Here is a 17,585-nt window from a genome sequence, read left to right as displayed (position 1 = left end):
CGTCAGCGGAGCAGGACCGCCGGATCGGCGTAGATGTCCTCGATGATCTGCCCGGCCGCGCCGAGCATCACCGCGTCCCCGCCCAGGGGTGAGATGACGACCGTGGGTGTCTGCTCGTACAGCGCGCCGGCCCGCAGTGCCGCCTCGGTGGGTGCCAGGATCCACGGCGCGAGCCGGGAGAAGATGCCGCCCAGCACGATCGCGCCCGGGTCCAGCCCCTTGACGACGCAGGTGAGCGCGCGTCCGAGAGCGTCACCGGCCCGCCGCACCGCCGCGATGGCGTCGCGGTCCCCGGCGTCGAGCAGTTCGATCAGGGCGGACATCCGGTCGTCCGGGCCGGACCAGGCGGCCAACGGCCTGAGCCCCACCGCGCAGAGCATGGCCTCCCGGCCGGCGACGAGTTCCAGGCACCCGCGCGCGCCGCAGGCGCACCGCGGCCCGTCCGGATCGACCTGGATGTGGCCCAGCTCGCCGGCGAACCCGTGGAAGCCCCGGAAGATCCGGCCGTTCAGGATGATGCCGGCGCCGATGCCGATCTCCCCGGACACGTGCAGGAAGTCGCTGAGCGGGCGTCCCGCGCCGAGCCACATCTCGCCGAGCGCGGCGAGGTTCGCCTCGTTCTCCACCTTGGTCGGCAGACGCAGCTCGCGGAGGCCGCGGTCGACGAGTGCCGCGGCCGGCACGTCCCGCCAGCGGAAGCTCGGCGCACGCAACATCCCGGAACGGTCGACCAGACCGGGCACCGCCACGACCGCCCCGGCCACGGTGAGGCCCTGCTCCTGGGCGGAGACGACCGCCTTTTCGGCGAGCACGGCCAGGGCCGCGGCGATCTCCTCGGGCCGGCGATTCCGGTTGTCGGTCGTCACCAGGTCCCGGTGGCGCACCCGGCGGCTCAGGTCGAGGACACACGACGCCAGGTAGTCGACGGTCACCTCGAGGCCGAGCCCGGCAGCGCTCGCGCCGTCGACCAGGACGCCGGTTCCCGGGCGCCCGCGGTCGCCGCCGTGGAGCACGCCCCCGTTGTGCACCAGGCCGGCGTCGGCGAGCACCGCGATCAGGTTGGACACGGTGGTCTTGGTGAAGCCGGTGAGCGACGCGAGCTGCGCCCGGGTGGCCGGCTGATGTTCCGCGATCACGCCGAGCAGCACGGCCAGATTCCGTTCGCGCATGCTGGCGTGGCGCATGGGTGCACCGACGTCGATCGGCATGGGTGCACGCTACAGGCCGGCCCGGATGGACCGGCTCTTGGCAGGCCGCCGTGCGGCCACTAGTTTGATCCAGATCGTTGCCTAAATGCCTGAAGGGTGGCCGTGCCCGCCGTGTCCGCGATGGCGCAACCCGGCCTCGACGCCGACTCCTCCGCACCACCCCGGGGTGCCTGGGCGGTCCTGTTCACGGTGCTGGGCGCGGCGATGATGGACCTGCTCGACGCCACCGCGATGAACGTCGCCGCCCCGGCGATCCGCAACGACCTCGGCGCGTCGAACGCGCAGTTCCAGTGGATCAGTGTCGGCTACGTGCTGACGTTCGCGGTGCTCCTGCTCGCCGGCGGTCGCCTCGGCGACATCGTCGGCCGCCGCCGCATGTTCCTCATCGGACTCGCCGGGTTCGCGCTCACGTCGGCGGCATGCGCGGCGGCGCAGGCTCCGGCCCCGCTGATCGTCGCGCGGCTGGTGCAGGGCGGTGCCGCGGCGATGATGGTCCCGCAGTGCGTCAGCATGATCCGCGAGAGCTTCGGTCCGGAGCACAGCGCGAAGGCGTTCGCCATCTTCGGGCCCTTCATGAGTCTCTCGTCCGCCGCCGGCCCGATCCTGGGTGGTGCGCTGATCACGTACGCGTCGTGGCACTGGGTCTTCATCGTCAACATCCCGGCCTGCCTCGTCGTGTACTTCTTCGCCCTCCGTACGCTTCCCGCCGACCGCCCCTCCGCCGCCCGGCCGAAGCTCGACGGCATCGGCATGGTCCTGTGCTCGGTCTCGGTCGGGCTGTTCGTCTATCCGGTCATTCAGGGCCGTGAACATCAGTGGGCCTGGTGGACCCGGGCGATGATGGTCTCGTCGGTGCTGGTTCTCGTGCTCTTCGCGCTGCACGCCCGCACCCGGCACCGACGCGGGCTGGACGCGTTCATCGAGACGAGCCTGTTCCGCAAACGGTCCTTCACCGGCGGCTCGGTGGTCGTCTTCCTGTTCTTCGGCGCCTGTTCGGGAGCCTTCATCGTCTACCCGGTCCTGGTCCAGCTGTACGTCGGCTGGTCGCCGCTCCGCAGCGGCCTGACCGGCACCTGGTGGCCGGTGGGCACCATCGCCGCGATGGGCATCGGGCAGTTGCTCGCGAAGCGGAGACCGCGCCTGGTGCTCCAGGCCGGAATCCTGTGCCAGGCGGTGGGGATGGGCCTGGCCGCGGTGACCGTGGCGGCCACCGCCGGCACCACCACCTACCCGGGGCCGGACGGCCTGCGGTACGACTCCGGCCTCACCAGCTTCAACCTGGCGCCCGCGTTTCTCGTCGCCGGCGTCGGGACCGGCCTGTTCTTCGGGCAGTTCCTGAACCTGGTCCTGTCCCGGGTCGACGACCGCGAGCTCGGGTCGGCCACCGGCGCCGTCAACGCCCTCCAGCAACTGGGTGGCGCGGTGGCGGCGGCGATCTTCTCCACGGTGATCTTCGATCAGATCGGTCGGGGCGCGTCGCCGTTCGCCGCGAGCGAGCTGGCCTACTGGTTGTGCGCCGCCCTGCTCGTGGTGACCTGGGTGTCGTCCTTCGCGCTTCCGAACATCCCCGCGACAGCCACCGGAAAGGGCACGGACTGATGTCGAACTCGCCAGCGGTCAACCTGTGGACCATCCGGGACGAGCTGGCGGCCGACCGCCACGGCGCGCTACGGCGCGTGGCCGGTCTCGGCTACCGCGGCGTCGAGCCCTTCGAGGCTCTCGACGACCCGGCCGGCCTGCGTGCGGCGGCCGAGGATGCCGGCCTCGCCGTCTGCAGCGCCCACTCGCACCGGTTCTTCACCGCCGACCGCGACGCGGCCCTGGAAGCCGTGGCGACGCTCGGCACCGACCTGGCCATCGTCGGAACCGGCCTCCCCGACGACGCCTTCACCGGCCCGGCGGCACTGGAGCGCACCGCCGACGCGCTCAACGCGCTCGCCGAGCGGGCCGCCGGGTACGGCCTGCGGATCGGCTACCACAACTACTGGTCCGAGTTCGCCGCCCGGGTCGACGGCCGGCACGCCCTGGAGGCCCTGGCCGACCTGGTGGCCCCGGATGTCCTCTTCGAGCTCGACACCTACTGGGCGGCCGTCGGCGGCGCCGACGTACCGGCCGTCCTCGACCGGCTCGGCGCGCGGGTGCCGGCCGTACACCTGAAGGACGGCCCGATCACCGCGGACGCCCCGCACGTCGCCCTCGGGCGGGGCGCGATGCCGACGGCGGAGATCCTGGCCGCCACCCCGGCCGGCGCGCTGCGCATCGTCGAGATGAAGGCCAGCGACGGCGACGTCTTCGCGGCGCTCGCGGCGAGCCACGCCTACCTGAACTCGCCTTCAGCCCGGCCCGGGTAGGCGCCCTCAGCCGACCCGCCGCAGCCAGGCCGCCGGATCGTCGCGCACGCCCCGTACCACCGCGTCCGCCGCCCCGCGCACCGCGGCGTTCGTGCCCAGCCGGGCGGCCCGCAGCGTGACCGGCGCGAGCCTCGCGGTCAGCACCCGGCGCCGCAACTCGGCCTCGATGCCGTCGCGCAGCCGGTCGAAGTAGGTCGCATAGGCCCCGCCCAGCACGATCACCGGCACGTCCAGCAGGTTGACCACCGCGGCCAGCGCGATGCCCAGCGCCGCGGCGGCCTGCGGCTCACCCGCGCCGAGCGCCTCCTGACCGGCGTACTGCTCCAGGCAGCCGTTCGAGCCGCAGCGGCAGGCCCGCCCGTCGGGGTGGACCGTCACGTGACCGATCTCGCCGCTCCAGCCGCGCGCGCCGCGGTACAGCTGGCCGTCGATCACCAGCCCGGCGCCGATGCCGATCTCGCCGGAGACGTACAGGAACGTCTGCTCGCCCCCCGCGACCCGCAACTCACCGAGGGCGGCGAGGTTGGCCTCGTTCTCGACGACGATCGACAGGTCGGCGAGCTCCGGCACGCCGCGCAGCAGCGCCAGTGCGTCCACGTTCTGCCAGCCCAGGTTCGGCGCGTCCAGGACCGACCCGGCCGAGACCAGGCCGGGGACCGCGAGGGCGGCGCCGGCCACCACCAGCCCGTCGGCCTCGGCGGCGTGCCGGGCGCGGGCGGCCAGCCGGCCGAGTGCGGCGAGCGCGTCGGCCGCCGCGGCCGGGCGCTGGTCGGCGTGCTCGACGAGGCGCTGCCGGACCGCGCCGGTCAGGTCGACCACACAGACGGCCAGGTAGTCGACGTTGATCTCCAGGCCGAGCCCGGCCGGACCGGTCGAGGCGAGCGCGAGCCCGGCCGCCGGGCGGCCGGCTCCGGTGCGCGGCGGCGGGTCCAGCTCGGTCAGCAGGCCGCCCGCGATCAGGTCGTCGACAAGCGCCGAGACGGTGGCCCGGGTGAGCCCGGTGAGGGTCGCGACCGCGGCCCGGGACGGCGGGTCCGCGCTGTCCGCCACGGTGCTCAGCACCAGCGCGAGATTGTGAGCGCGCACACTCGACTGCCGGACGGGGGCGCTCGATGCGGAGGTCAACCGAGCCGTCACGCCTTGACAATGCCATACCCCGGGCAAATAATTCAACCAGCAAACAAATCCAACGCGTTTCCCGGAGGTAACCGTGTCTGTGCAGCCCACACGTGAGGACAAGTTCTCCTTCGGTCTCTGGACCGTCGGCTGGGAAGCACGCGACCCGTTCGGCGAGGCCACCCGTCCCGCGCTCGACCCGATCGAGACCGTGCACAAGCTCGCCGAGCTCGGGGCGTACGGCGTCGGCTTCCACGACGACGACCTGGTGCCGTTCGGCGCGGACGCCGCGACCCGCGACCGCATCGTCGCCGCCTTCAAGAAGGCGCTCGACGAGACCGGGCTCATCGTCCCGTCGGTGACCACCAACCTGTTCCAGCAGCCCATCTTCAAGGACGGCGGCTTCACCAGCAACGATCGCAACGTTCGGCGCTACGCGCTGCGCAAGGTGCTGCGCCAGATGGACCTCGGCGCCGAGCTGGGCTCCAGGATCCTGGTGCTGTGGGGCGGCCGTGAGGGCTCGGAGTACGACTCCGCGAAGGACGTCCGGGCCGCGCTCGACCGCTACGCCGAGGCGTTGAACCTGCTCGCGCAGTACTCGGAGGACCGCGGCTACGGCTACCGCTTCGCCATCGAGCCGAAGCCGAACGAGCCTCGCGGCGACATCCTGCTCCCGACCGCCGGCCACGCCATCGCGTTCACCCAGGAGCTGGACCGGCCCGAGCTGTTCGGCATCAACCCCGAGGTCGGCCACGAGCAGATGTCGAACCTCAACTTCACCCACGGCATCGCCCAGGCGCTGTGGCACAAGAAGTTGTTCCACATCGACCTGAACGGTCAGCACGGCCCGAAGTACGACCAGGACCTGGTCTTCGGTCACGGCGACCTGCTCAACGCGTTCTCCACGGTCGACCTGCTGGAGAACGGCCTCGACGGCGCCAGCCCCTACGACGGCCCGCGGCACTTCGACTACAAGCCGTCGCGCACCGAGGACTTCGACGGCGTCTGGGAGTCGGTCAAGGCCAACATCCGGATGTACCTGCTGCTCAAGGAGCGGGCCAAGGCGTTCCGCGCGGACCCCGAGGTGCAGGAGGCGCTGGCCGCCGCGAAGGTCGGCGAGCTGTCCACCCCGACCCTGAACCCGGGCGAGAGCTACGCCGACCTGCTCGCCGACCGCAGCGCGTTCGAGGACTTCGACGTGACCGTCCCCGGCGCCCAGGGCTACGGGTTCATCCGGCTCAACCAGCTGGCCGTCGAGCACCTGATCGGGGCGCGCTGACCATGGCGCTGGTGGCCGGGATCGACAGCTCGACGCAGTCGTGCAAGGTCGTCATCCGTGACGCCGAGACGGGGAAGCTGGTCCGGCAGGGCCGGGCCACCCACCCGGACGGCACCGAGGTGCATCCGGACGCCTGGTGGACCGCGCTGCGGCAGGCGATCGAGGAGGCCGGCGGCCTGGACGACGTGGCCGCCGCCTCGGTGGCCGGTCAGCAGCACGGCATGGTCGTGCTGGACGAGAACGGTGCGGTGGTCCGCCCGGCGCTGCTGTGGAACGACACGCGCAGCGCCGGCGCGGCCGCCGACCTGATCGCCGAACTGGGCGGCGGGGACAGGTGGGCGGAGGCGGTCGGGATCGTGCCGGTCGCCAGTTTCACGCTCACGAAGCTGCGCTGGCTGGCGCGCAACGAGCCGGAGAACGCGGCCCGGGTCGCCGCGGTCTGCCTGCCGCACGACTGGCTCACCTGGAAACTGTCCGGGTCCACCGACATCGCGGACATCAGGACCGACCGCAGCGACGCCAGCGGCACGCTCTACTGGTCGGCCAGGACCAACGAATACCGGCCCGACCTGCTGGAGCTCGGATTCGGCCGGGCCCTGCGAACGCCGGATGTCCTCGGTCCGACCGGGGTAGCCGGGCGCCTGCCGAACGGCGCCCCGCTGGGCCCGGGAGCCGGGGACAACGCCGCCGCCGCCCTCGGGACCGGCGCGCTGCCCGGCGACGTGATCGTCTCGATCGGCACGTCCGGCACGGTGTTCGTCTCCTCGGAGACGGCACCCGTCGACCCGAGCGGCACGGTGGCCGGGTTCGCCGACACCACCGGCCGCTTCCTGCCGATCGTGGTCACGCTCAACGCGGCCCGGGTGCTGGACGCGGCGGCGCGACTGCTCGGGGTCTCGCACGACGAGTTGTCCCGGCTCGCGCTGTCCGCGCCCGCCGGTGCGGACGGCCTGGTCCTGGTGCCGTACCTGGAGGGTGAGCGGACCCCGAACCGGCCGGATGCCACGGGCGCGATCCACGGGCTGACCCTGAAGACGTCCGACCCGGCGCACCTGGCCCGGGCCGCCGTCGAGGGCATGCTCTGCGCCCTGGCGGACGGCCTGGACGCGCTCGTCGACCAGGGCGCCCAGGCGAACCGGATCGTCCTGGTCGGCGGCGGGGCGAAAAGCGAGGCGGTACGCCGGATCGCGCCCGCCCTGTTCGGCAAGCCGGTGCTCGTACCCCCGCCCGGCGAGTACGTCGCCGACGGAGCGGCCCGGCAGGCGGCATGGGTCGTCGCCGGCGGGGACACCCCGCCTCGGTGGTCGGCGGAGACGCCGGAGACGTACGAGGACGATCCCGTCCCACTGATCCGCGAGCAGTACGCGACCGCCCAGCACGCCGTGCTGGATCGGCCCCGCGCCGGCTAGCAGTGCGTCGGCCGGCTCCCCCCGGAGCCGGCCGACGCACTGGCGACGAACCCCGATCTGCGCGCTACCGGCGGGCTCTTCGCCAGGCCACTGTGCAATCGCCGTGCGCGGCGAAAAATCCGGTTTCGGATTGACGCCGCTGCCAGCGTGATATCGTGATAGCACCCGGCCAGGGAGGTGCCACATGCCCAACATCCTCGTCCGCGATCTCAGCCAAGAAGCCGTGGACCGCATCGACGCCACAGCCGCCAGCCTCGGGCTGTCCCGCAACGAGTACCTACGCCGGAAGTTCGAGGAGAACATCCGTCCAGCCAGCGACCGGACGGTCACCGCCGAGGACTGGCAACGATCCGCGGAGACCTTCGCCGACCTCGCCGACCCTACGGTGATGGGGGCCGCGTGGCGGTGACGAGTTGGCTGATCGACAAGTCCGCCTACGTTCGTCTCCAACTCGGCCAGACGGCGAACCGCGACGAGTGGAACGCGCGCATCAGCCGAGGACTCGTCCGGCTCTCCACCATCACGCGCCTCGAACTCGGCTACTCGGCGCGCACCGGAGAAGCGGGACGCCGGCAGTTCGCCATCCCACCACTGTCCCTGATGCCCGTCGAACACCTCACACCCGCAATCGAAGACCGGGCGCTGGAAGTGCAGTTGCTGCTCGCCGACCGCGGCCAACACCGCGCTCCGTCGATCCCCGACCTGCTGATCGCCGCAACCGCTGAAAAGACCGGACTGACCGTCCTGGCCGTCGACAAGGACTTCGACCTCATCGCCACGCTCACCGGCCAGCCGATCGAAACCCTGCCCGGTTGAGCCGCACCACGCCCCGCCCGCTCCACCGACGAGGGCCGCCGGGCCGCCGTCCGGTCAGCTCGACGTGATGACCGGTTCCCCGGCGCCTCCCTCCTGTCCCGCGGCGACCGGCGCGGCCACCTGCCGGTCGGCCAGGTGCCGGCGCAGCGACCAGGCCACCGCCGCCGCCCAGAGCACCGCGACGAGCAGGTAGCAGGCGTACCGGACGGGGTCCGGGGCGGAGATCCAGTCGCTGCGCAGCAGGGTCCGGGTGTTGGTCAGGACGATGACCCCGCCGACGGCGGAGCCGAGGACCCGGGGCGGGACCAGCCGTACCAGCCAGGCGGCGATCGGCGCGGCGATCATGCCGCCGAGCAGCAGCGCGGCCACCCAGCCGAAGTTGATGTTCGCCGAGCCGATGCCGACCAGGAATCCCGCGCTGGCGGCGACCGCCACCAGGAACTCACTTGTGTCGATCGACCCGATCACCCGGCGGGGTTCCAACCGGCCGCTGGCCAGGATGGCGGGGGTGCCGACCGGCCCCCAGCCGCCACCGCCGGTGGCGTCCACGAAGCCCGCGACGAGTCCCAGCGGCCCGAGGAAGCGCTTGCGCAGGGGCAGCCCGACGCGTTCCCGGGGCAGCCCGGCGACGGTGAACCGGATCAGGACGTACAGGCCGAGGGTGAACAGGATCAGCGACATGATCGGGGCCGCGGTCTCGGTGGAGAGGCGGGAGAGGAACGTCGCGCCGGCGAACGCGCCGAGGGCACCGGGGACGCCGACCCGGCGGACCACCGTCCAGTCGACGTTGCCGAACCGCCAGTGCGCGGCGCCGGAGACCAGGGTGGTGCCGATCTCGGCCAGGTGAACGGTCGCCGAGGCGCTCGCGGCCCCGGTGTTGAGGGCCAGCAACAACGTCGTGGATGTCACACCGTATGCCATGCCGAGGCTGCCGTCGACGAGTTGGGCACCGAGGCCGACGAGGGCGAGGAGAAGCAGGCTACGCACAATTACCGCCGATCCGAAAGGAAAATGGGGGAGGACGGCCCGGCCGGGACGGACGTGTTGACCGTCTCACCTGGCCGGGAGCACGGGCAGGGCTGGGGTACTGCCGGAAATCAGCAGGCGGCATATCCGGCGCCGGATCGGCTGACCGCCCGGCGGACAGCGCATGAAACGCTCGTTAAGTGAGTACGTTGACCGTCGCCAAAGGCCGCAGTGTGACCAGCTCAACACCGGGTCCGGCGGCATGCTCGGGGAGCCCTCGCCTCCGTTGGTAACCACCCGCAAGGTCAGCGACGACGGGTGGAGCGGAGACGCGGAGCACGAGGAGACCCCTCACTACCAGGGGATCTGATGATCGAAACCAATTCCACCTCGCCTCACGAATTCCACAGCTAATCGATGGGTAATGATGGCGTGGATGCCGATACGGATCTTTAATGGTCGATGCAATCCATGGCAAGACTCGTTCCACATGGTGGGACGTGCGACGAGTTGATCTCCCGCTATCAGGATCTTCCCAATCAACGGAAAACAGCTTGGAAATAAGTTCGAAAATGAACAGGCAACCAACTGCGGCATGGTTTGGTGACAACGTCGGCGCATCGACGATCATTTCTCCTGCTTAACCCGGAGACATACCCCCCGGCGTAGGTAGGAAATCTTCACACCAACGGCCCTGGCGGGTGGATTTAACCGAGACGTAACTGGGCGAAGCTAGGCTGTGACTCACCGCGACATTGACTGGCGCAAATCCGATCCGTCCTCGCCGGTGTTCGGCCGGCAATCCCCCCGTCACCACGCGATCCTTCGCGACCGAAGTGGGAGCCCGATGAGTAGCGCACCGTACACGCGTGACCTGATCCTGGTCGTCAGCCCCGTCGGCGTCCTGGAACCCGGCCCACGGATCACGGCCGCCACCGCCGCCGGTGGTGGGCAGGGCATCATCGACCTGGCCACCGGCGACGACTGGTCGCTGCGGGCGCTCGCCCGCGCCGCGAGCTGGTCCGCCGCGCCGATCGGCGTCCGGGTGCCCGCGGGCTGCCGGGCCACCCCCACCGAGCTGGCGCGGGCCGCGAACGACCGGGTGGACCTGATCGTGGTCGAGCCGGCGAGCCCCTGGCCGCTGGCCGAGATCACCCCGCACCACCGGGTGCTCGTGGAGGTGACCAGCCGGGCCGAGGCGCGGGCCGCGGCGGCGGCCGGAGCACACGGACTGATCGCCCGGGGGATGGAAGCCGGCGGCCGGATCGGCGAACTCAGCTCGTTCGTCCTGCTCCAGCAACTCGTCGCCGACGACACCGTCGACCTGCCGATCTGGGTGGCCGGCGGGATCGGCCCGCGCACCGCCGGCGCCTGCCTGATCGGCGGCGCGGCCGGCGTGGTCCTGGACACCCAGCTCGCCCTGATGCCCGAGTCGGACCTGCCGACCGACGTCCAGGCCGCGATCCGGCGGATGGACGGTTCGGAGACCGTCCTGCGCGACGGGATACGGGGCATCCGCCGCGGCGGCCCGCACGGCGCCGACACCGAACTGCTGCCCGTCGGACAGGACGGGTGGCTGGCGACCACCTTCGCCGACCGTTGGCCGGACACCTCCGCCGCCGTCCGGGGGATGCGCGCGGAGATGCTCGCCGCCGTCGACCGCCCCGACGCCGCCGACCTGCTCCAGCCCGGCGCTCCCCTCGCCGCGGCCCTCGGGGTACGGGTCCCCGTCGCCCAGGGCCCGATGACCCGGGTCAGCGACGAAGCGTCCTTCGCCGCAGCGGTCGCCGACGGCGGCGCGCTGCCCTTCATCGCGCTCGCCCTCAACTCGGCCGACAAGTGCCGCCGAATGCTCGCCGAGACCGCCGCGCAGCTCGGCGACCGCCCCTGGGGCGTCGGGGTGCTCGGCTTCGCGCCCGAGGAACTACGCGCCGCGCAACTGGACGTCATCCGGGAGATCCGGCCCGCCTGCGCCGTCATCGCCGGTGGCCGGCCGCCGCAGGCCCGCGCCCTGGAGGAGCAGGGGATCAGCACCTTCCTGCACGTGCCCTCCCCCGGCCTGCTGCGCCAGTTCCTGCGCTCCGGCGCCCGCAAGTTCATCTTCGAGGGCGCCGAGTGCGGCGGGCACGTGGGCCCCCGGGCGAGCTTCCCGTTGTGGGAGGCCCAACTGGCGGTGCTCGACGACTACCTGGACACCGACCCGGCCGCCGGTGCGCAGCTACAGGTCTTCTTCGCCGGTGGGGTGCACGACGCCCGCTCGGCGGCGATGGTGGCCACGATGGCCGCGCCGATGGCCCGCCGGGGCGCCCGGATCGGCGTGCTGATGGGCACCGCGTACCTGTTCACCGCCGAGGCCGTCAGCCACGGCGCGGTCCAGCCGCTGTTCCAACGTGCGGCGCTCACCGCCGAGCACACCGCGCTGCTGGAGACCGCCCCCGGGCACGCCACCCGCTGCCTGCACACCCCGTTCGTCGACGACTTCCACCAGCTGCGCACCCAACTGGAAGGCGCCGGGGTGGAGAACCGCGAGGTGTGGGAGCAGTTGGAGCTGCTCAACGTGGGCCGGCTGCGCATCGCCAGCAAGGGCCTGCGCCGTTCCGGCGACACCGTCGAGGCCGTCGACGAGAGCGTCCAGGCCAGCGACGGGCTGTTCATGGCCGGCCAGGTCGCCGTGCTGCGCGACCGCGCCACCACCGTCGCCGCGCTGCACGACGCCGTCACCACCGAGGTACGGGGCCTGCACGCCGACCGGCTCGACGCGCTGCGGGCCCGGCTCGCGCCGCCGGCCGCCGAAACCGACCAGCCGCCCGCCCCGCTCGACATCGCCATCGTCGGGATGGCCTGCATGCTGCCCGGCTCCCCCGATCTGGACAGCTTCTGGCGCACCGTGCTCAGCGGCGCCGACACCGTCACCGAGGTCCCGGCCGACCGCTGGGACACCGACCACTACTACGCCCCCGCGGTCGGCCCGGGGCAGACCGGCCGGATCAGCGTCTCCAAGTGGGGCGGGTTCATCGAGCCGGTGCCCTTCGACGCCATCGGCTACGGCATCCCGCCGGCCGCGCTCAGCAGCATCGACCCGACCCAGTTGCTCGCCCTGGAGGTCTCCCACCGGGCCCTGGTCGACGCCGGTTACCCGTACGACGCCCCGGGGGCGGACCACGCTCGCACCGGCGTGGTGTTCGGCGCGGAGGCCGGCAGTGACATGGGGCACGCGCAGACCCTGCGCACCATGCTGCCGGCATACCTGGGTGAGGTGCCCGAGCAGATGCAGGAGCTGCTGCCCACGGTCACCGAGGACAGTTTCCCCGGCGTGCTGGCCAACGTGATCGCCGGTCGGGTCGCCAACCGGCTCGACCTGGGTGGCCCCAACTACACCATCGACGCGGCCTGCGCCTCGTCGCTCGCCGCGATGGACGCCGCCTGCAAGGAACTGGTCAGTGGCGACAGTGACCTGATGATCTGCGGCGGCGCCGACCTGCACAACGGCGTCAACGACTACCTCATGTTCACCTCGGCGCACGCGCTGTCCCCCACCGGCCGGTCCCGCCCCTTCGACAGCACCGGTGACGGGATCGCCCTCGGCGAGGGCGTCGCGTGCGTCGTACTCAAGCGGCTGGCCGACGCCGAACGCGACGGCGACCGGATCTACGGCGTGATCAAGGGGCTCGGCGGGGCCAGCGACGGCCGAGCCCTCGGCCTGACCGCGCCGCGCCCCGACGGGCAGCGGCGGGCCCTGGACCGGGCGTACCACCGCACCGGCATCTCCCCCCGCGAGGTCGGGCTGGTGGAGGCGCACGGCACCGGCACGGTGGTCGGCGACCGCACCGAGCTGGAGACGTTGACCCGGATGTTCGTCGAGGCCGGGGCCGCACCCGGCGGCTGCGCGCTCGGCTCGGTGAAGTCCCAGATCGGGCACACCAAGTGCGCCGCCGGACTGGCCGGTCTGATCAAGGCGACGCTCGCCCTCCACCACGGCATCCGGCCCCCCACCATCCACCTGGAACGCCCCAACCCGGCCTGGCACCCGCAGCAGAGCCCGTTCGTGTTCTTCACCGAGGCCCGCCCGTGGCCGGTGCCGGCCGCCGAACGGATCGCCGGGGTCAGCGCGTTCGGCTTCGGCGGCACCAACTTCCACGTGGTGCTCAGCGCGTACCCGAACGCGCCGGAACCCCGGCACGCGCAACGGATCTGGCCGGCGGAACTGTTCTGCTTCCGGGGCCCGGACCGCGCCGCCGCCCACCAGGCGATCCGGCAACTGCTGGAGAGCCTCGCCGACGACGGGGGACGGGACCGGCCGGGGCGGCTCGCCGAGCTGGCCGCGTCGGTCGCCACCAAGGCGGCCAACCGGTCCGGTACGACCCAGGTCGCGGTGGTCGCCCGGGACGTGGCCGAACTGGAGACCCTGCTGGACCGGGCCCTGGCCGGCGAGCACGACCCGGCCCGGGGCCTGGTCCAGCCGACCGGGACCGACCCGGTCGGGCCCGGTCAGGTGGCGTTCCTCTTCCCCGGCCAGGGCAGCCAGCGCCCCGGCGCCCTCGGTGAACTCTTCGTCGCCTTCCCCGAGCTGCGGCACTACCTCGAACTCGACCGGCCGGCAGCGGAGCTGCTCTTCCCACCGACCGCGTTCGACCAGGAGTCCCGACGCGCCCAGGAGGACCGGGTACGCGACACCCGGGTCGCCCAACCGGTGCTGGGCATCGGCGGCCTCGCCATGGACCACCTGCTGCGCCGGCTCGGGGTCCGACCGGACATGACCGCCGGCCACAGCTACGGCGAACTCGTCGGGCTCTGCGTCGCCGGGGCGTTCGACGCGGCCACCCTGCTCGACCTGAGCCGGGAACGGGCGGCGGCCATCCTCGGGGCCTGCGGTGAGGATCCGGGCACCATGGCGGCGGTCAACGCCACCGCCGACCAGGTCGCCCAGGCGCTCGCCGGAGCCGGCCTGGCCAGCGAGGTGGTGCTGGCCAACCGGAACGCCCCGCAGCAGGTGGTGGTCTCCGGCCCGACGGCGAAGGTACGGGCGGCGGTGGTCGCGTTCAAGAACGCCGGCCTGTCCGCCCGGACCATCCCGGTGGCGTGCGCCTTCCACAGCCCGGTGGTGGCCGGCGCGGTGGAGACCTTCGCCGAGGTGCTCGCCGCCCGGTCGATCGCCGAGCCGCGCATCCCGGTCTGGTCGAACCTGACCGCCGCGCCGTACTCCGGCGACGCCGGCCAGGTCCGCCACCACCTCGCCGAACAGATCGGCGCACCGGTCCGCTTCGTCGAGCAGATCGAGGCGATGTACGCCGCCGGCGCCCGCCTCTTCGTCGAGGTCGGCCCCGGCCAGGTGCTCACCCGGCTGGTGCAGGCGGTGCTCGGCGACCGGCCGCACCGGACGGTCGCCTGCGAGCGCGGCCCCTCCGACGGGCTGCGCGGATTCCTCATCTCGGTCGCCGAACTCGCCTGCGCCGGCGCCCCGGTCCGCCCCGACTGGCTCTTCCACGGGCGGGTCGCCGACGGCAGCACCACCGCACCGCCCCGTCGTCCGCTCTGGACGGTCGACGGCCAACTCGTCCGGGACCAGCACGGCAACTGTCTTCCCGGTGGCATGACCCCTCCCCGACGGATCAAGGAGTTGTCGATGACCTCTGCCAATGGCACCGCCACCACCCCCGGCGCCGCCACCGGCACCCGCAACGGCCCCGAACCCGTGGCCGTCCGGAACGTCCGGACCGTCAGCGACCCCGAGCCGGCGGCCGTCCGGGACATCCGGGGCGAGTTGCTCCGTGAGTACCTGCGCACCAACCGGGAGATGATCGCCACCCAGCGGGACGTGATGCTCGCCTTCCTCGGCGAACCCCCGGACGCGGGCACCCGGCCGACCGGGCAGCCCACCGGGGCCTTCCCGCAGGACTACCCGGCCCTGCCCGCCGGACCCGCGTCCGCCCCGGATCCCCGACCGGCCGTGGTCCCGGCCACGACACCCGCGCCGGTCGCCCGACCCGCGGCCACCCCCGCCGCGCTGCCCACCGTGTCGGGGTCGAACGGAGGCACCGCGCTGGCCACGGCACCGGCACCGGCGATCGGCCGACCCGTCCCGGTCACCCCGGACGTCGTGCCCGTCTCCCCCGCGGTCGGCGGCGTCGTCGCGGCCCCCGCCGCGGTGGCCACCGCAACCCCGACCGGACCGGTGGCGGCCCCCGCGCCGGCCGGTCCCAGCATCGCCGAGTTCCGGCAGGCGATCCTCGCCGTGATCAGCGAGCGCACCGGCTACCCGGTCGACCTCATCGAACCCGACCTCGACCTCGAAGCCGACCTGTCCATCGACTCCATCAAACGCGCCGAAGTCGCAGGCGAAGTCGCCCAACGCCTCTCCCTCAGCGTCGAAGGCGACGAAAGCGAACTCGAAGACCTCGTCAAGGCCCGCACCGTCCACGCCATGGTCACCTGGCTCGACCAGAAGATGAGCGGCACCATCCACGTCACGGCCACCACCGGGCCGGCGACCGCCGCCACGCCGGCCGCCGACACCGCCGCACCCGCTCCCGTTCCCGCCGGGTCCGGCGCGCCCGCCGGCGTCTCCCTCGCCGAGTTCCAGCAGGCCATCCTCGCGGTGATCAGCGAGCGCACCGGCTACCCGGTCGACCTCATCGAACCCGACCTCGACCTCGAAGCCGACCTGTCCATCGACTCCATCAAACGCGCCGAAGTCGCAGGCGAAGTCGCCCAACGCCTCTCCCTCAGCGTCGAAGGCGACGAAAGCGAACTCGAAGACCTCGTCAAGGCCCGCACCGTCCACGCCATGGTCACCTGGCTCGACCAGAAGATGAGCGGCACCATCCACGTCACGGCCACCACCGGGCCGGCGACCGCCGCCACGCCGGCCGCCGACACCGCCGCACCCGCTCCCGCCGCACCCGCTCCGGATCCCGCCGGGGCCGGCACGGGAGTGGGGATCGCGCCGAAGCGGCTGGTCGCCCGGGAGAGCGTCCAGACCGGGCAGAGCGCCGACCCGGCGACCGCCCTCACCGGAATGCGCTTCCTGATCACCGGCGGTGGACCGGTCGGCGCGTACCTGGCCGAGCTGCTCGGCGCGTACGGCGCCGGCGGCCAGCTGGGCGTGCTCGACAGCGCGCAGGCCGGTCAGGGTTTCGACGGGGTGTTGGTGCTCGACGGGCTGACCAACCTCGACGAGCCGCTGCTGCCCGACGTGTTCCCGCTGTTGCAGCGGGTCCTGGCCGCCGGACCGCGCTGGCTGCTCGCCGCCGGGGCGCAGGACGTCACCGGCGCGGCCGACGGCATGCCCGGACTGTTCCGCACGATCGCCCGCGAGTACCCCGGACTGGACGCCCGCTTCGTGGCGGTGGACCCGGCGGCGACGCCGGAGACCCTCGCCCGGCAGCTCGTCGACGAACTGCTCACCGTCGCCGACGCCCCGGTGGTCGCCCGGCGCGGCGCCGACCGGTACGTCGCCGACCTGGTCCCGGTCGAGCTGGGCGCGCTGGCCGCCGGGGGTGCCGGACCGGCCGGCGACGGGGTGTCCGAGGCCGCCGCGATCGGCCTGGAACGCGACTCGGTGGTGGTGCTGATCGGTGGGGCGCGGGGCATCACCCCGTGGTTCGCCCGGGCGCTCGCCTCGGCCACCGGCTGCCGCATCGAGCTGGTCGGTCGGACCCCGCTGCCGTCCGGACCGGAGGACCCGGAGCTGGCGGGCGCCGTGGACCGGGCCGCGCTGGTCGGGGTGCTGGCCCGGCGCGGGGCGTCCACACCGGCCGAGATCGCCCGGACCGCGCAGGGCATCCTGGCGGCCCGGGAGGTGACCGCGACCATCGCCGAGCTGACCGAGCTGGGCGGGGAGGTCCGCTACCACACCCTGGACGTACGGGACGCCGCCGCCACCCGGCGGTTGCTGGCCGAGATCCACGCCGAGCACGGCCGCCTCGACGGGGTGGTCTACGCCGCCGGGATCATCGAGGACAAGCTGATCGCCGAGAAGGACCCGGCGTCGTTCACCCGGGTCTTCGACACCAAGGTCGACGGGGCGCGGGGGTTGCTGGCCGGCCTCGACGCGCTGCCCACCGCGCCGCGCTTCGTGGTCTTCTTCGGCAGCATCGCCGCCGCCTACGGCAACCGGGGCCAGGCCGACTACGCGGCGGCCAACGACGCGCTGGACTCCATCGGCACCCGGTACGCGGCCCGGACCGGGGTGCGCTGCCTGACCGTGCACTGGGGACCGTGGGCCCCGGGCGCCGGTCACGGCGGCATGGTCACCGCCGAGCTGAGCCGGGAGTACGCCCGGCGCGGCATCGGCCTGATCGACCCGGAGGAGGGCGCGCTGGCCCTGCTGCGCGAGCTGGCCTGGGCCGATGCGTCGGTCACCTCGGTCGTCTACACCGCGTCGGGTTGGTGAGGACGCCGATGTGCAGTCCCGTCCCCGCCCGCCCCACCAGTCGTCGGA

At 72.9% G+C, this 17,585-nt stretch carries 10 protein-coding genes; 7 read left to right on the top strand and 3 right to left on the bottom strand.

From position 1 onward, the window contains the following. Nucleotides 1-2: 2 nt before the first annotated feature. Nucleotides 3-1,208, bottom strand: coding sequence for an ROK family transcriptional regulator (locus tag O7602_RS30330; RefSeq protein ID WP_281585997.1), 1,206 nt, complete (start codon nt 1,206-1,208; stop codon nt 3-5). Nucleotides 1,209-1,310: 102 nt separating this feature from the next. Here O7602_RS30330 and O7602_RS30325 point away from each other — a divergent pair, with 102 nt between their 5' ends. Together O7602_RS30325 and O7602_RS30320 are read left to right on the top strand one after the other, a co-directional pair. Further along, nucleotides 1,311-2,807 carry an MFS transporter gene (locus tag O7602_RS30325; RefSeq protein ID WP_281585996.1) on the top strand — a complete coding sequence of 499 codons (1,497 nt, stop codon included), beginning with the start codon at nt 1,311-1,313 and terminating at the stop codon, nt 2,805-2,807. Continuing rightward, nucleotides 2,807-3,559, top strand: a complete 753-nt coding sequence (locus tag O7602_RS30320) for a sugar phosphate isomerase/epimerase (RefSeq protein WP_281585995.1) — start codon at nt 2,807-2,809, stop codon at nt 3,557-3,559. Before O7602_RS30325 ends, O7602_RS30320 begins: the two co-directional genes overlap by 1 nt. A 6-nt stretch (nt 3,560-3,565) precedes the next feature. Here O7602_RS30320 and O7602_RS30315 read toward each other — a convergent pair whose 3' ends face one another. Further along, nucleotides 3,566-4,696, bottom strand: a complete 1,131-nt coding sequence (locus O7602_RS30315; RefSeq protein WP_281585994.1) for an ROK family protein — start codon at nt 4,694-4,696, stop codon at nt 3,566-3,568. Nucleotides 4,697-4,769: 73 nt separating this feature from the next. Here O7602_RS30315 and xylA point away from each other — a divergent pair, with 73 nt between their 5' ends. The 4 genes from xylA (at nt 4,770) to O7602_RS30295 (ending at nt 8,179) form a co-directional block, all read left to right on the top strand. Beyond that, nucleotides 4,770-5,954 (top strand): xylose isomerase, encoded by a 1,185-nt coding sequence (xylA, locus tag O7602_RS30310; protein ID WP_281585993.1) that lies wholly within the window; start codon nt 4,770-4,772, stop codon nt 5,952-5,954. 2 nt (nt 5,955-5,956) lie between these two features. Beyond that, nucleotides 5,957-7,363, top strand: a complete 1,407-nt coding sequence (gene xylB / locus O7602_RS30305; RefSeq protein ID WP_281585992.1) for a xylulokinase — start codon at nt 5,957-5,959, stop codon at nt 7,361-7,363. Nucleotides 7,364-7,547: 184 nt separating this feature from the next. Beyond that, nucleotides 7,548-7,772, top strand: coding sequence for a hypothetical protein (locus O7602_RS30300; protein ID WP_281585991.1), 225 nt, complete (start codon nt 7,548-7,550; stop codon nt 7,770-7,772). Then, on the top strand, nt 7,763-8,179 hold the full coding sequence (locus O7602_RS30295) for a PIN domain nuclease (protein ID WP_281585990.1): 417 nt from the start codon (nt 7,763-7,765) through the stop codon (nt 8,177-8,179). Before O7602_RS30300 ends, O7602_RS30295 begins: the two co-directional genes overlap by 10 nt. A gap of 54 nt (nt 8,180-8,233) precedes the next feature. Here O7602_RS30295 and O7602_RS30290 read toward each other — a convergent pair whose 3' ends face one another. After that, nucleotides 8,234-9,166: a sulfite exporter TauE/SafE family protein gene (locus tag O7602_RS30290; protein ID WP_281585989.1), complete on the bottom strand. Its 933-nt coding sequence runs from the start codon at nt 9,164-9,166 to the stop codon at nt 8,234-8,236. Nucleotides 9,167-9,992: 826 nt separating this feature from the next. On the opposite strand from O7602_RS30290, the gene O7602_RS30285 reads away from it, so the two are divergent. Next, nucleotides 9,993-17,537, top strand: a complete 7,545-nt coding sequence (locus O7602_RS30285; protein WP_281585988.1) for a type I polyketide synthase — start codon at nt 9,993-9,995, stop codon at nt 17,535-17,537. The last annotated feature ends 48 nt before the right edge of the window (nt 17,538-17,585 follow it).

The organism is Micromonospora sp. WMMD1128 (genome assembly GCF_027497235.1).
Classification (GTDB): Bacteria; Actinomycetota; Actinomycetes; order Mycobacteriales; family Micromonosporaceae; genus Micromonospora.
Note: the sequence above shows the minus strand (reverse complement) of the source record. Positions and strands in the feature narration are given on the sequence as shown.

Bases quoted from the DNA above. Each gene is read 5' to 3' on its own strand.
- O7602_RS30330 (WP_281585997.1), bottom strand. From the start codon at position 1,208: ATGCCGATCGACGTCGGTGCACCCATGCGCCACGCCAGCATGCGCGAA.
- O7602_RS30320 (WP_281585995.1), top strand. From the start codon at position 2,807: ATGTCGAACTCGCCAGCGGTCAACCTGTGGACCATCCGGGACGAGCTG.
- xylB (WP_281585992.1), top strand. From the start codon at position 5,957: ATGGCGCTGGTGGCCGGGATCGACAGCTCGACGCAGTCGTGCAAGGTC.
- O7602_RS30300 (WP_281585991.1), top strand. From the start codon at position 7,548: ATGCCCAACATCCTCGTCCGCGATCTCAGCCAAGAAGCCGTGGACCGC.
- O7602_RS30285 (WP_281585988.1), top strand. From the start codon at position 9,993: ATGAGTAGCGCACCGTACACGCGTGACCTGATCCTGGTCGTCAGCCCC.